Raw genomic sequence first — 12,991 nt, forward strand, 5'->3', positions numbered from 1 at the left:
TGAGCAAACGGTATGCTAGGCGTGATGACTTGATTTGCTTTTCGTCCACGCTTTCGGGGGCATCCGATGTATGTAGGCCGTTCCTACAAGGTGACAGATTTCGCACTCTGGTCGCGGCGCAGTGTCATCTACATGATGGTGGTGAGCGGACTGGCTGTGGCGGCCTACCGTCTTCCGGGCATCGCCGGGTTCTCGGTGCCATGGTCGGTGGTGCTCGTGCTCGGCACCACCGTGTCCCTCGTTGCCGGGTTCAAGAATTCGCAGGTATTCACCCGCAGCAGTGAAGCCCTGCAGGCCTTTGCGCAAATTACAGCCAGCAGCCGGATGTGGTCCAATTTCTGCAGGGACTTCAACGATGTGCCGACAGCCAGGCAACTCATCTACCACCATCTCGCCTGGTTGACGGCACTACGCTTCGCGCTGCGGCGGCCGATGCCATGGGAATCCATGGGGCGGGCCGCCAATGTCGAATTCCGGCGGCGCTACCATATCCAGGAGGATTCAGGCTCGCTTGCCGATGAACTGCCTGCGCTGCTGGGCGAACAGTCGGACGACGTCCTGAAGTCGCCGCATCCGGCGATAACCCTGCTTGAAATGCAATCGGTCCAGGTCAATGGGTTGTTCAAGGAGGCCAAAATCCCTCCGCAGATCTATGTCGAGCTCACGAAGCTGATCCGCGACTTCCATGATCAGCAGGTGCGCTGCGATCGCATCAAGAACAACCCATATCCGCGGCAATACGCCATCGTCAGCTCCATGTTCGTCATGATCTTCTGCACGCTGTTGCCGTTCGGCGTGGTTCCGGTCTTTGCCGACATGGGCAAACTGGGCGGCGCGCTCGGCCCGATCGCGATCTGGCTGACGATCCCGTTCAGCACGCTTCTGGGTTGGGCATACATGTCTCTCGACCAGGTCGGCGAGAGCAGCGCCAACCCTTTCGAGGGCAACGCCAACGATGTTCCGATCTCACAAATCTGCCGCGACATCGAGATCGAGCTGCGCACCGGGCTTGGGGAGGTTGACCTCCCCAAGCCATTGCTGCCGGTCAATGATATCGCCACCTAGGCGCGGCGGAGTCGCCAGCAGGGGTATTTCGATGATTGCCGTGCCGGCCGCATAGATGCCGGCCAGACCGCATAGCCGGTGCCTTCCGGGGTGGCGGAAATTGAACCGCCGCGGCCCTACTGGCGGCACAATCGCCGCCGACTTATGTCGATATCCAAGCTGGCTGGCGATCGCGAGGATGGAACAATGCGGCACGACAGGCTTGTCCTGACCCTGCTCCGGCGCGAGTTGCTGGCTGGCTTGCGTTCGATGCGCCGCCACGACCTTGCCTGGATCGCGCTCGGCGGCAGTGCTTTGCTTGCCTATGCCATTGCCGACATCGTTGTCGCGTTACAAGCGGCGGCAGCCGCGCTGCGGCGGGCACAGGCGCTGTGGCTGCTTGGCTTGCCGACAGCACTTGTCGGCCTTGGAGGCCTCAGCGGCAGCGCTCTCGCCGGCCTTTGCCTGTCACGAGCCTTCGCTCCTTTCCTGAAGGCATTGCCTTTGTCATCAGGAGAACTCCGGCGCATGGCCGCCGTCGCGGCTTTTGCGTTGGGTGTTCCGCTTGCCGTCACGGTCGCGGCAGCGGTCGGACTTGGCTGTGCCGTAATTGCAAAACCACTGGCGCCGGTCTGGACCCTCGGCGCGGCGATCTTGTTTGCGGCCGGCTTCGGCACGGCAGCCGGCTGGCGCCTGTGGAGGGACCCTGGGCGGATCCGTGTCGGCACGGCGGCTTTGGCCGTCGAAAGGGGCGCAGGCCGCCCCTCGCTCGGCGCCTTCGATCGTTCGACTCCAGCATGGCTCGCCAGCTGGGCCTGGGGGTTGCCCGCTGGCCATGTGAGGCCGTCGTGGCGTCTGATTGCAGCGGTCGTCCTGCTCGGTCTGGCAGCCGGTCTTGCCGCCGCCACCAGCCTTATCCATCGCAGCGCCGGCCCGGCCGCCATGGCCGGTTTGACCGGCGGCCTCATGGTGTTCATGCTGAGCGCGCGTTTCCACCCGCTTGGATCGCCCGTGCTGCGCACCGCCCCGCTGGGTTTCACCAAGGCTTGGCTGCGCCTGGCGCGGCTTCCCTTCCAGTTGTCGGTCGCCTTCTTCCTGTTGCCGGCTGGCGCTGCGGTGGCGGCGGAGCCTTCGGCCTGGGCAATGCCGCTCGCCAGCGGTTTCTGGCTTCTCGTGCTGAACGGCGCCTATGCGGTCTTTGCCGCCTATTTCATGACCGCCCCATTCGTCGCCGCGCTGAGCTTCCTCAGCGCCATCGCCTACACCAGCTACGAGTCGCTCGAATACGGCCGCACTGTGCTGATCGGCTTTGCCGCACTGGTGTTGTGGCTGTGGCACAGGGCACAACAAAGGTATCGCCATGGATAGCAGCGACGATCTTGCCGAAGTTCTCGCCGTTCTCGGCCTGAGCGCAGGTTATGGCGGCCGTTCTGTCATCAGCGGCATCGGCGTGGCACTCAACCGGTGCGATATTCTCGGCCTGCTCGGCGCCAACGGTTCCGGCAAGTCCACCTTGCTCAAGGCGATCACCGGTCAGATCCGCCTGGACGGAGGAAGTGTGGCGATCGATGGCGTCGATCTCGCCAGCGCGCCCAAGCGCGCCAAAGCCGGCTTCGGTCTGGCCATCGATCCGCCTGAACTGCCGACGGCGCTCACCGGACGCCAGTATCTCCAGCTCGTCGCATCGATCCGCGGTTGCGCAGAAGACGACTGGCCTTGCGTCGACGTCGCCGAGCGTCTGGGGCTGAGGCGCTGGATCGAACGGCCGATTGCGGAGTATTCGCTTGGCACGCGGGCCAAGATTGCCATCGCAGCGGCATTGCTCGGCGCGCCGCCGCTGCTGATCTTCGACGAATCCCTGAATGGCCTCGATCCGCTCGCCGCCTGGGAGGTCAAGCGCATCATCCGCGCCGTGGCCGCCAGCGGTCGCCACGCCGTCATCATCTCTACCCATGTCGTGGAAGCCGTTCCCGGTCTATGCAACCGCGCCGTGCTTCTGGCGGAAGGTCGCATCGCCCGTGAATGGGATAAACGGCAACTGGTCGAGGCTAACCATGCGCCCGGCGCTTTCGAGGCCGAAGTCATGCTGGCGCTTACGGCCGAGGCGGCCGGGAGATGAAGCAATCTGCGCGGCGCCGTTTGCGCGAAAGCCGTAGCATACCGTGGTGTTGCCTCTCGCTCGTTCTGACGACGCGCACCAAAATCTGGCCGTGCCAGAAAATTAACCTGCATGTCACACTGGCGGATCCTGCCTCGTCCTGATGTCGGCACCAACAGAAGGAAGCCAATCATGACTGCAAAACTCGATCTCTTCGCCGCCGCCCCTTCGCTGATGAAGGAATGGCAACGCGCGGCCTTTGCCATTTCCTCGAGCCTCGAACCCAGCCTGGCCGAGCTTGTGAAGATCCGTGCATCCCAGATTAACGGCTGCGCCAATTGCCTCAACATGCATACGGTGTTTGCGCGCGAGGACGGCGAAACCGAGCAGCGCATTTACCTGTTGTCGGCGTGGCGCGAGGCGCCTTGCTATACCGATCGCGAACGCGCCGCGCTCGGCTGGACCGAGGCGCTGACGCGGATTTGCGAGGGCCATACGCATGAAAGCGCCTATGACGCCCTGGCGGCGGAGTTCACGCCGGAGGAGCAAGTCAAGCTGACCCTGATGATCAATGTCATCAATGGCTACAACCGCCTCGCGGTCGGGTTCGGCGGCTGGGCTGATCCGGCGGCGATCAGGTCCGCGGCCAAGGCGGCGGCCGCCTGATGACGAACGCGGGGTCCGAGCATGCGGCGGCGGGTTTCGACCCGCTGCGTCCGACGCTGATGCGTGTCGCCTACCGCATGCTTGGCTCCGTGGCGGACGCCGAGGATGTCGTGCAGGAGGCCTTCATCCGCTGGATGCGGGCCGACCGCAGCGAGGTGCGTGAGCCCGCGGCATTCCTGCGCCGCACCGTCACGCGGCTTTGTCTCGACCAGCTCAAATCCGCGCGCCGCCGGCGTGAGACCTATGTCGGCCCCTGGCTTCCCGATCCCGTCGTGGAAGAGGACGAAGTGGAAGACGTCACCCTGCCGATGATGCTGGTGCTGGAACGCCTTTCTCCGCTCGAGCGGGCGGCGTTTCTGCTGCACGATGTGTTCGGGCTGGGGTTCGAGGAGGTCGCCGCCGCCATCCAGCGCGAACCTGCCGCCTGCCGCCAGCTCGCCGCCCGCGCGCGCACCCATGTCCGCCAGGCGAGACCGCGTTTCAAGGTGGAAAAGCAACGCGGCCTCGAACTGGCCGAGGCGTTTTTCGCGGCCTCGCGCAGCGGCGACATGAAGGCGCTTGGTGCGATGCTGACGGCCGATGTCAGCGCCCATGCCGACGGCGGCGGAAAGCGTCCGGCAGCCACGGAAGTGGTGCTGGGCTTCGATGCCGTCATGCAGCAATATGAGCGTGTGGCGGCCTGGCTTCAGAAGAACGGCTCGACGCTTGTCCGTGTCGGTTTCGTCAACGGATTGCCCGGCTTCGTCACACTGGAAGCCGATGGCGAACTGCAGACGACCGCACTCGACATCGAGGACGGAAAGATCGCGGCCATCTATGTCATGCGCAATCCCGATAAGCTCAGGCACCTGCATTAGGTCGAATGAAAAGCAGGGTGTTAGCCCTTCGCTTCGACCAGGATCACAAGCGACTCCGGCACCACGCCATCGAAGGCCATCGCGTCGGCGGCTGCCTGGCTCTGCATCATTGCCGCCAGGGCATCCATGTCCGGAACGTCCATCATCAGAGCCACTTGTTTCGGGTTCTGCGGATCGACGAACGTGCGGATGTTGGTGATCCCGAGGGAGCCGAAAAGCTCCTTGCGCTTGGGTGAACTGAGCCAGTGCTTGCTGTCTTTCGTGATGTTGTGATGGCCAATGATTGTTGGCATGGCATCCTCCCCAGGTGACGGCGGCGGTCGATATCGCCCGCCTGTTGCCGTGATCCACCTGTGCAGTCAGTCAGCGCCGTTTCCTTCGGACTGTCAATTAGCGGTTGCTGATGGATGGTCGACGCGTTGGCGGCGGGCAGGGCGCGTCCGGGGCGCTCAAAGTTCGAGGCAGACCTTGCCGAAATGCTTTTGCGCTTCGTAGTGCGTGAAGGCGGCGGCGATGCCCTCAAGCGAAAAACGGCGGTCGATGAGCGGCTTCAGGCGGTTGGCCTCTATCGCTCGGATCATGTCCTCCTGGTCTGCCCTGCTGCCAATGGAAATGCCGCTGATGCGGATCTGGTTCGAAAACAGGGCCGGAATCGACACTTCCGCCGCGAAGCCGGTGAGGACGCCGATCAGGGCGATGTGGCCGCCCGTCCGGCATGCGGCTATCGACTGCGCCAGCGTGGCGGGCCCGCCAACCTCGATCACGTGATCGACGCCGCGTCCGTCGGTCAGATCCCTGGCCTTGCGGCCCCAGTCCGGCACGGCCTTGTAGTTGATGACGGCGTCAGCCCCGAGGAGCGCGAGCCTTTCCAGCTTCTCCTCGTCGGAAGAGGTGGCAATGACCCGGGCGCCGGCGGCTTTGGCGAACTGCAGCGCAAACAGCGATACGCTGCCCGTGCCGAGCAGCAGCACCGTGTCGCCGGGCTTGACCTTGCCGCACACAACCAGGCCGCGCCAGGCGGTGACACCCGTACAGGTGAGCGTTGCCGCCTCCACATGCGTATAGCCCACCGGGGCCTTGGTGAAGGCGTGCGCCGGCATGCAGACATATTCGCTGGCGAAGCCGTCAAAACTTTCTCCCGGTATGTCGCGCCGGGTGGCCGGCATCATCTCACCGCCCAGCCACCAGGGATAGAAAGTGCTGATGACGCTGTCTCCAGCCTTGAACGCATCGACATCGTCGCCGAGCGCAATCACCTCGCCTGCGCCATCGGAGAGTGGAACGCGGCCATCTGCGAACGGGACCTTGCCCTGCACCGCGAAATCGTCACGCATGTTCAACGAACAGGCGCGGATCCTGACCAGCACTTCACCCGGCTCTGGCTGGGGATGGTCTTCCTCGACCAGTTCGAGTTTGTCCAAGCCACCTGGCGCTCTCAGCCTGACCAGCCTCATTGTTGGCGAGCCTGCCGGCCGGACATCACCCTCAGCCAGGGCGCCAGATGGACGGCGCTCATCATCAGATACATCGCCGGCATGCCGGTGAGGGGCGAGGCGCTGGCGCCCATGCACAGCGCGGAGGACTCGCCCTGAATGCAGGTGAACAGTGCCATCAATGCAAAGGCCGGCGCCGCGGCGAGACACAGCCAGTCGGCGATGCCAAGTGAGACCATGTTTTCAGGAGCCTCACTGCCGGTGCCAGAATGGATATCGCTCATGGTCTTTTCCTTGATGGATATATCTCTGTGCGCGACGCGACCCGGCGGGACTTGAGTTCCTCGCCCCCACAATGTGGGGGAGAGGTGGCTCGGCGAAGGCAAGACGGAGAGGGGCTGCGCCCTACGAAAGCCCCTTCTCCGCCCGCTTCGTGGCCACCTCGCCCCCGCGTTTGGCGGGGCGAGGAACCCAAGCTGGATAGGCGGCCAGGAGCTTCAGCCTGGTCCTTACTGGCCCTTGTCCCGGAACGCCGCCTCGCCGGCAGCCGATACTTCGGCCCATTTCTGGTCGGGTGCGGCCTCGTAATTGTCGTGCCAGTTCCACCAGCTGTAGAGCGGCGTCTGCGGATAGCCTTCGGGCGAGTCCTCCCAGATCTCCTGGCGGCCGAGCGGCGTCGCGTCGAGGTAGCTCCAGACGGTGCCCATCGCCTCGTCGCCGCGGCTGTTGATGAAATAGGTGCGGAAGATACGATCGCCGTCGTGGATGAACACGTTGTGGCCGTGCCATTCGTCGACGCCGAAGTCTTTGTCGAAGCTGTCTGTGATGGTGTACCAGGGCATCTCCCAGCCCATCCGCTTCTTCAGCCGTGCGATATCGGCCTGCGGTGCGCGCGAGGCGTAGGCAAGCGTGGTGTTGCGGGCGTTGAGATGGGCGAGGTGGCCGACCTGGTCGGCGCCGAGCGAACAGCCGCGGCAGGCGTGATCGGGCCAGCCATGAACCCCCGGTTCGAAGAAGGCGCGGTAAACGATCAGCTGGCGGCGGCCTTCGAACAGATCGAGCAGGCTCGCCTTGCCATTCGGCCCTTCGAACACATAGGCCTTGTCCACTTCCATCCATGGCATCCGCCGGCGCTCGGCCGCCAGCGCGTCCTTGGCGCGCAGCGTTGCCTTCTCCTTCACCAGCAGCTCTTCGCGCGCGGCTTCCCACGCCTGTTGCGAAACGACTGGCGGGGTCTTCATTGCGGTGTGTTTGGTCATTGCTCGTCTCCTTTGTCAGTCTGTCGCCGCGCCGTGGCGGCGTGTGGGTGGCTGCGGATCGTGCGGTAGAATAGGGCGGTGACGTGCTGCGGCGGGAGTTACAAGTGTGACGGGATTTAATTGGGCAGGCTCTCCGCAGCAGGGGTGGCGCCCTGCGCGCACGACCGTATCGTTCGTCGCGCAGAGAGGCAGGTCTTCGAAGTCAGGCATTGTCAGTTATCCCTTATAAGATGCTTAATATAGACACCTGAGATGCTCAGGCTAGCGAATGCCGATATACGCGTCAACGGCGGCCACGTCGCCTTCAGCCAGCAAGATGGCTAGGTCCTGGTCATCGCTGGTCTCCCTTGGCGTTCCGCTCGTTGCGGTTTCTCCTTGCTGGGCGATACGGCTTGCGGGTCGGCGTTGGTGACTTAAGTTAGGGCGTGCAGCGCAGGGGGTGGGAGTTACAAGTGTGACGGGATTTGAATGGACTCGCTGATCACCGCGGCAGGGCTGGCGCTGGCGGCGGGCGATCCGCTCGGCGCGCTGGATCGCGTCGCCTTGCGCGAGGACGCGCCGGCGCTGGCGCTGCGCGGCATTGCGATGGCGCAGCTCGGCGACCTCGACCGCGCCAAGGCGCTGCTGCGGCGCGCCGCGCGCGCCTTCGGCCCGAAAGAGGCGGTGGCGCGCGCCAGATGCGTTGTCGCCGAGGCCGAGATCGCGCTGGTGTCGCGTGACCTCGCCTGGCCCGCCAAGGCGCTCGATGCGGCACGGGCGACGCTGGAAAAGCATGGCGACCGGCTGAACGCCGCGCATGCCGGCCACCTCAAGGTGCGGCGCCTGCTGCTGATCGGGCGCCTCGACGAGGCCGAGGACGTGCTGGCCGGGCTCGACCCGGCGCCGCTCCCGCCGGCCTCGAGGGCCGCGCACGAACTGGCCGTCGCCGGCATCGCGATGCGGCGCCTCAAGACGAGAGCCGCGCGCACGGCGCTGGAGTGGGCACGCCACGCCGCCCGCCGGGCCGGCATCCCGGGGCTGATGGCCGAGGTCGACAATGCCTTCCTGGCGCTGGACACGCCGGCGGCGCGGCTGATCGCGCAGGGTCAGCAGCGCCCTTTGCTGCTCGAGGACGTCGAGGCGCTGCAGGCGTCGCCGGCGTTGGTTGTCGATGCCTTGCGCAATCTCGTGCGCCAGCAGGAAACCATGGTCTCGCTGGCAACGCGCCCGGTGCTGTTTGCGCTGGCGCGTACGCTCGCCGAAGCATGGCCTGGCGATGTGTCGCGTGCGACGCTTATCGCACGGGCTTTTGGCGGCAGGCACGCCGATGAATCGCACCGCGCCAGGCTGCGGGTCGAGATCGGCCGGCTGCGCGCCGAACTACGGACGCTGGCCGACATCGGCGCGACGAGCCAAGGGTTCGCGCTGGTGCCGCGCCAGGCGCGCGAGGTGGTGGTGTTGGCGCGGCCGATCGAGGAGCGGCACGCGGCGGTGTTGGCCTTCCTTGCCGATGGGGAATCCTGGGCGAGCTCGGCGCTGGCGCTGGCGCTTGGCACCGGCCAGCGCAGCGTGCAGCGGGCATTGGAGCAGCTTGGCGAGGCCGGCAAGGTGCAGTCGTTCGGGCACGGTCGGGCGCGCCGCTGGATGACACCGCCGGTGGCGGGATTCACGACCACCTTGTTACTCCCGGCACCGCTGCCGAACGGCTAGAACATGATCCCGAAAAGCGGAATCCGGTTTGGAAAAGATGATGCTCAAACAAACGGGCATGCCCAATCTTGGTGAGGATAAGACATGAAGCATTCAGCGGCCGAAATCCTGCGCGAGTATGGACCCTTTGCGGGTGTGAACACCGTGCACGGGGTGAGCTTTGACGGGCAGAATGTCTGGTTTGCCTCGGGCGAGAAGCTGAACGCCTTCGATCCGGAAAGCGGGCAGGCGCTGCGCTCGATCGATGTCGCAGCGCATGCCGGCACGGCCTATGACGGCCAGCATTTCTTCCAGCTCGCCAACGATCGCATCCAGAAGATCGACCCGGATACCGGTCAGGTGCTGGCGACCATTCCGGCGCCCGGCGGCGGCGGCGACTCAGGCCTGACCTGGGCCGAAGGGACGCTCTGGGTGGGGCAGTATCGCGAGCGCAGGATACACCAGATCGACCCCGAGACCGGGGCAATCCTGCGCACCATCGAATCCAACCGCTTCGTCACCGGCGTGACGTGGGTCGACGGCGAGCTGTGGCACGCCACCTGGGAAGGCGAGCAGAGCGACCTGCGCCGCGTCGATCCGCAAACCGGCAAGGTTCTGGAGAAGCTCGACATGCCGGCCGGCGTGGGCGTCTCAGGGCTGGAATCCGATGGCGGCGACCGCCTCTTCTGCGGCAGCGTATCCGCCGGGGTGGTGCGCGCGGTGCGGCGTCCCCGGTAAGGCCGCTGTGCCGAACCATTGACGGCGAGGGGTCCGAAATCCTTACGCAATTCGTCCGCTCGGACTGGTCGTTGCCCCCTGTCGAACCTAGATAGGGCGTGCACCGGGCGGACCGCCTGGACCATCTTTGCAAGGATCAGATATGCCTGAACATCTACCATTGAACGACGGCGCCGCCATTCCCCAGCTTGGCCTTGGCGTGTGGCAGGTCGATCAGGACATCACCGCTGATGTGGTGGGCTGGGGGATCGAGGCCGGCTACCGTCTGATCGACACCGCCGAGGGCTATCAGAACGAGGAAGGCGTCGGAGAGGCGATCCGCGCCGCCGGCGTGCCGCGAGGCGAGCTGTTCATCACCTCCAAGCTGCGCAACGGCGCACACCAGCGCGACGCAGCCCTCAAGGCCTTCGACGAGACGATGGAGAAGCTCGGCATCGAACAGCTCGACCTGTTTCTGATCCACTGGCCGGTGCCCGGCCAGGACAAGTATGTCGAGTCGTGGAAGGCGCTGGTCGAACTCAGGCAGGCCGGCCGCATCAAGTCGATCGGCGTGTCGAATTTCAACCAGGATCATCTGGAGCGGATCATCGCGGAGACCGGCGTGACCCCCGTCGTCAACCAGATCGAGCTGCATCCCCAGTTCCAGCAGCGCGGCATCAGGGACTTTCATGCCACGCACGACATCCGCATCGAAAGCTGGAGCCCGCTGGGCAGCGGCCGGCTGCTGAGCGACGCGACCATCGCGGGCATCGCCATGAAGCATGGCAAGTCCGCGGCGCAGACGATCATCCGCTGGCACCTTCAGGAAGGGCTGATCGTCATTCCAAAGTCGATCCGCAGGGATCGCATCGCCGCCAATTTCGATGTCTTCGATTTCGAGCTGGACGCGCAGGACCTGCTGACGATCAGGGGCATGGATTCGCCCGACGGCCGCACCGGCCCGAACCCCGCCACGGCTGCGTTTTTGTTCTGAGGGGAGAAGGGAAACCCATTCTCAAATCCCCGAGCCATCCAGCTGCTGGGCATCTTCGCCTTCCCAGGGCGCCGGCATGGAGGCGCGGCTGAGATTGGCTGTCGGCAGCGGCATCCAGCATTTCAGTTCCGGTTCGGCATATTCGACGACGCGCCCGGGCGAGGAGTCCGACGCGCGCCAGCCTTCGCTGGCGAACTGGTCGGCGCGTGACCAATAGGCGAGGTCGACTTCCGCCGGTCCCTGTTCGGACGGGCGAACCGTGACAAGGATGCGGCTGCCATCCCTCGGCGCCGTCGACATGTGGCGCCACCGTTCGGGCTCGTCCATCGCAATTCCTCCTCGCACCTCTAGCGTCGGGGAAGTGTCGCCTCGCCGTCAGGGGCGGTCAACCCAAAGTTTGCGCCAGCGGGCGAGTCCTGACGAAGTCAGAACCCGGCGGGGGTGAGCCGAAGTTGGCGACCGACATATACTTAGAGAGGGAACTTGAAAACGTCGGTCGCCAGGGGGCGGTTGGGACGCACCACGTTGGGGACGCGATGCAAGGTCAGGCTACGCGTATGCAGGACGTCTTCAAACGGAACGCGGGCACATGGTGAACGACTGGTTACTATCCACAGGGTTCGCCTGTCCGCGACGGTCCGGAGACGGTCCCACAGCTGTGCGCAACGCGCAGCGGCCGGCCATCGGCGCTCGACGGGCTGTGATCCGGTTGATAAGTCCGTCTGCGAAGGAGCGCCTGAGTCGACCATGACCGTTGCGATCGAGATGGGACACACGACCGCAGGCGCCCCGGCGACCCTGGACCTCGAGGAGCTGCTGGCGACCCGCTTGCTGGTGCAGGGCAATTCGGGCTCCGGAAAATCGCATCTGCTGCGGCGTCTGCTGGAGCAGAGTTCCCCCTGGGTGCAGCAGACCATCATCGACCCCGAAGGTGACTTCGTGTCACTGGGCGACCGTTTCGGCCACCTGGTGATCGATGCCGAGGAGCATACCGAACGCGGCCTGCAGAGCGCCGGCGAGCGGGCGCGCATCCACCGCGTCTCCACCGTGCTCAATCTCGAAGGGCTGGACGCCGAGAACCAAATGCGGCGCGCCGCCGCCTTCCTCGGCGGGCTGTTCGAGGTTGCCCGCGACCACTGGTACCCGATGCTGGTGGTGGTGGACGAGGCGCAGCTGTTCGCGCCGGCGGTGGCCGGCGAGGTTTCCGACGAGGCGCGCAAGCTCTCGCTTGGCGCCATGACCAATTTGATGTGCCGTGGCCGCAAACGCGGGCTTGCCGGCATCATCGCCACCCAGCGGCTGGCCAAGCTCGCCAAGAACGTCGCCGCCGAGGCGTCCAATTTCCTCATGGGCCGCACCTTCCTCGACATCGATATGGCGCGCGCCGCCGACCTTTTGGGCATGGAACGGCGGCAGGCGGAGGCGTTTCGCGACCTGGAGCGCGGGCAGTTCATGGCGCTCGGCCCGGCGCTGTCGCGCCGGCCGCTCGGCCTGCGCATCGGCCCGACCGATACAAGTCCGCGCAATGGCACGCCGCGGCTGATGCCGCTGCCGGAATCCGCGCTCGAGGACGCGCGCGCCATCATTCTGGCAGCGCCGCCGCCCGAGACGGCGCGCGCGCCGCGCCGGACGGCGTCGCCCGACCTGCTCGACCAACTGATGGCGGCGAAGTCGGCGGCGCTGGAAATCCGCCCCGATCCGGTGGAGCCGCAAATCAGCGCCGAGGATCTGGCCGAGCGCCGCGAGCGCGTCGACCGTGTGCTGCGCGCCATTCTCGCCCAACCTGACGCGGGCTTCCGCGTCATCGGTGTGCTCTATCAGGAGTTCGTCGTGCGTTGCCGCATCGAGGGCCTGGCTTCGGTCGTGCCGGATCTACCGGAGTTCCGCCGCATGCTGACGCGCGCCCGCGCCGGCCTCGGCTCCGACATGGCGGCAGGCGATGACGCCTGGCAGGACGTCTCGGTGCGCGCCTCGCTGCTGCCCGACGACATGCAAGGCGTGTTCATGATGATCGCCCGCGCCGCGAAGGAGGGCTGGCCGTGCCCGAGCGATGCCGCGATCGCCCGCGCCTATGGCTCCCACTCGCTGCGCCGCGCCCGGCGCCTGCTGACCTATATCGAGGAGCAGGGACTCATCGTCTGCCAGCTCGACGGGACAGGCCGGCGCACCGTGACGCTGGTTGAGCTGGCCTGGGCAACGGCACCGGGCGACCCCAACGCCGAAGAGGCGGAGCAGGGGCGTCTGGCGGTGTGAGG

The 12,991-nt window shown here is 65.6% G+C and carries 14 protein-coding genes; 9 read left to right on the forward strand and 5 right to left on the reverse strand.

Features of this window, described 5'->3' with window-relative positions; genetic code table 11:
• Window positions 1–66 precede the first annotated feature (66 nt).
• The 5 genes from AC1RZR_RS15610 to AC1RZR_RS15630 all read left to right on the forward strand — a co-directional run bounded on the left by AC1RZR_RS15610 (window position 67) and on the right by AC1RZR_RS15630 (window position 4,665).
• Window positions 67–1,065 (forward strand): bestrophin family protein, encoded by a 999-nt coding sequence (locus tag AC1RZR_RS15610; protein WP_481828867.1) that lies wholly within the window; start codon window positions 67–69, stop codon window positions 1,063–1,065.
• A gap of 186 nt (window positions 1,066–1,251) precedes the next feature.
• Window positions 1,252–2,412 carry a hypothetical protein gene (locus AC1RZR_RS15615; RefSeq protein WP_481828868.1) on the forward strand — a complete coding sequence of 387 codons (1,161 nt, stop codon included), beginning with the start codon at window positions 1,252–1,254 and terminating at the stop codon, window positions 2,410–2,412.
• Window positions 2,405–3,163: an ATP-binding cassette domain-containing protein gene (locus tag AC1RZR_RS15620; protein WP_481828869.1), complete on the forward strand. Its 759-nt coding sequence runs from the start codon at window positions 2,405–2,407 to the stop codon at window positions 3,161–3,163. Before AC1RZR_RS15615 ends, AC1RZR_RS15620 begins: the two co-directional genes overlap by 8 nt.
• 171 nt (window positions 3,164–3,334) lie before the next feature.
• Window positions 3,335–3,808, forward strand: coding sequence for a carboxymuconolactone decarboxylase family protein (locus AC1RZR_RS15625; RefSeq protein ID WP_481828870.1), 474 nt, complete (start codon window positions 3,335–3,337; stop codon window positions 3,806–3,808).
• The gene (locus AC1RZR_RS15630; RefSeq protein WP_481828871.1) at window positions 3,808–4,665 is read left to right on the forward strand and encodes a sigma-70 family RNA polymerase sigma factor; all 858 of its coding nucleotides are present in this window, start codon (window positions 3,808–3,810) and stop codon (window positions 4,663–4,665) included. Before AC1RZR_RS15625 ends, AC1RZR_RS15630 begins: the two co-directional genes overlap by 1 nt.
• A 20-nt stretch (window positions 4,666–4,685) precedes the next feature.
• Here the strand turns inward: AC1RZR_RS15630 and AC1RZR_RS15635 are convergent, their stop codons facing one another.
• From AC1RZR_RS15635 to AC1RZR_RS15650, 4 genes are all read right to left on the reverse strand, one after another.
• Window positions 4,686–4,958, reverse strand: coding sequence for a hypothetical protein (locus AC1RZR_RS15635; RefSeq protein ID WP_379099301.1), 273 nt, complete (start codon window positions 4,956–4,958; stop codon window positions 4,686–4,688).
• 156 nt (window positions 4,959–5,114) lie between these two features.
• Complete coding sequence (locus tag AC1RZR_RS15640; protein WP_481828872.1) at window positions 5,115–6,119, reverse strand: zinc-dependent alcohol dehydrogenase family protein; 1,005 nt, start codon at window positions 6,117–6,119, stop codon at window positions 5,115–5,117.
• Window positions 6,116–6,382 carry a hypothetical protein gene (locus tag AC1RZR_RS15645; protein ID WP_481828873.1) on the reverse strand — a complete coding sequence of 89 codons (267 nt, stop codon included), beginning with the start codon at window positions 6,380–6,382 and terminating at the stop codon, window positions 6,116–6,118. The genes AC1RZR_RS15640 and AC1RZR_RS15645 overlap by 4 nt, the downstream gene beginning before the upstream one ends.
• A 225-nt stretch (window positions 6,383–6,607) precedes the next feature.
• Complete coding sequence (locus AC1RZR_RS15650) at window positions 6,608–7,357, reverse strand: DUF899 domain-containing protein (protein WP_481828874.1); 750 nt, start codon at window positions 7,355–7,357, stop codon at window positions 6,608–6,610.
• 468 nt (window positions 7,358–7,825) lie between these two features.
• On the opposite strand from AC1RZR_RS15650, the gene AC1RZR_RS15655 reads away from it, so the two are divergent.
• The 3 genes from AC1RZR_RS15655 to AC1RZR_RS15665 all read left to right on the forward strand — a co-directional run bounded on the left by AC1RZR_RS15655 (window position 7,826) and on the right by AC1RZR_RS15665 (window position 10,736).
• Window positions 7,826–9,046 (forward strand): helix-turn-helix domain-containing protein, encoded by a 1,221-nt coding sequence (locus tag AC1RZR_RS15655; RefSeq protein WP_481828875.1) that lies wholly within the window; start codon window positions 7,826–7,828, stop codon window positions 9,044–9,046.
• Between the two features lie 84 nt (window positions 9,047–9,130).
• Window positions 9,131–9,763: a Vgb family protein gene (locus tag AC1RZR_RS15660; protein WP_477278524.1), complete on the forward strand. Its 633-nt coding sequence runs from the start codon at window positions 9,131–9,133 to the stop codon at window positions 9,761–9,763.
• Window positions 9,764–9,905: 142 nt separating this feature from the next.
• Entirely contained in the window at window positions 9,906–10,736 is an 831-nt protein-coding gene (locus AC1RZR_RS15665) for an aldo/keto reductase (protein ID WP_481828876.1), read from the forward strand.
• Window positions 10,737–10,757: 21 nt separating this feature from the next.
• Here the strand turns inward: AC1RZR_RS15665 and AC1RZR_RS15670 are convergent, their stop codons facing one another.
• A complete protein-coding gene (locus AC1RZR_RS15670; protein WP_056591812.1) occupies window positions 10,758–11,063 on the reverse strand; it encodes a hypothetical protein in 306 nt (101 codons plus the stop codon).
• A gap of 420 nt (window positions 11,064–11,483) precedes the next feature.
• Between AC1RZR_RS15670 and AC1RZR_RS15675 the strand changes: the two genes are divergently transcribed.
• Complete coding sequence (locus AC1RZR_RS15675; RefSeq protein WP_477278526.1) at window positions 11,484–12,989, forward strand: helicase HerA domain-containing protein; 1,506 nt, start codon at window positions 11,484–11,486, stop codon at window positions 12,987–12,989.
• Window positions 12,990–12,991: the final 2 nt, after the last annotated feature.

This window comes from Mesorhizobium bavaricum (genome assembly GCF_056781655.1).

Coding starts and splice junctions, on each gene's coding strand:
- AC1RZR_RS15610 (WP_481828867.1), top strand. CDS start 67: ATGTATGTAGGCCGTTCCTACAAGGTGACAGATTTCGCACTCTGGTCG.
- AC1RZR_RS15615 (WP_481828868.1), top strand. CDS start 1,252: ATGCGGCACGACAGGCTTGTCCTGACCCTGCTCCGGCGCGAGTTGCTG.
- AC1RZR_RS15620 (WP_481828869.1), top strand. CDS start 2,405: ATGGATAGCAGCGACGATCTTGCCGAAGTTCTCGCCGTTCTCGGCCTG.
- AC1RZR_RS15625 (WP_481828870.1), top strand. CDS start 3,335: ATGACTGCAAAACTCGATCTCTTCGCCGCCGCCCCTTCGCTGATGAAG.
- AC1RZR_RS15630 (WP_481828871.1), top strand. CDS start 3,808: ATGACGAACGCGGGGTCCGAGCATGCGGCGGCGGGTTTCGACCCGCTG.
- AC1RZR_RS15635 (WP_379099301.1), bottom strand. CDS start 4,958: ATGCCAACAATCATTGGCCATCACAACATCACGAAAGACAGCAAGCAC.
- AC1RZR_RS15640 (WP_481828872.1), bottom strand. CDS start 6,119: ATGAGGCTGGTCAGGCTGAGAGCGCCAGGTGGCTTGGACAAACTCGAA.
- AC1RZR_RS15645 (WP_481828873.1), bottom strand. CDS start 6,382: ATGAGCGATATCCATTCTGGCACCGGCAGTGAGGCTCCTGAAAACATG.
- AC1RZR_RS15650 (WP_481828874.1), bottom strand. CDS start 7,357: ATGACCAAACACACCGCAATGAAGACCCCGCCAGTCGTTTCGCAACAG.
- AC1RZR_RS15655 (WP_481828875.1), top strand. CDS start 7,826: ATGGACTCGCTGATCACCGCGGCAGGGCTGGCGCTGGCGGCGGGCGAT.
- AC1RZR_RS15660 (WP_477278524.1), top strand. CDS start 9,131: ATGAAGCATTCAGCGGCCGAAATCCTGCGCGAGTATGGACCCTTTGCG.
- AC1RZR_RS15665 (WP_481828876.1), top strand. CDS start 9,906: ATGCCTGAACATCTACCATTGAACGACGGCGCCGCCATTCCCCAGCTT.
- AC1RZR_RS15670 (WP_056591812.1), bottom strand. CDS start 11,063: ATGGACGAGCCCGAACGGTGGCGCCACATGTCGACGGCGCCGAGGGAT.
- AC1RZR_RS15675 (WP_477278526.1), top strand. CDS start 11,484: ATGACCGTTGCGATCGAGATGGGACACACGACCGCAGGCGCCCCGGCG.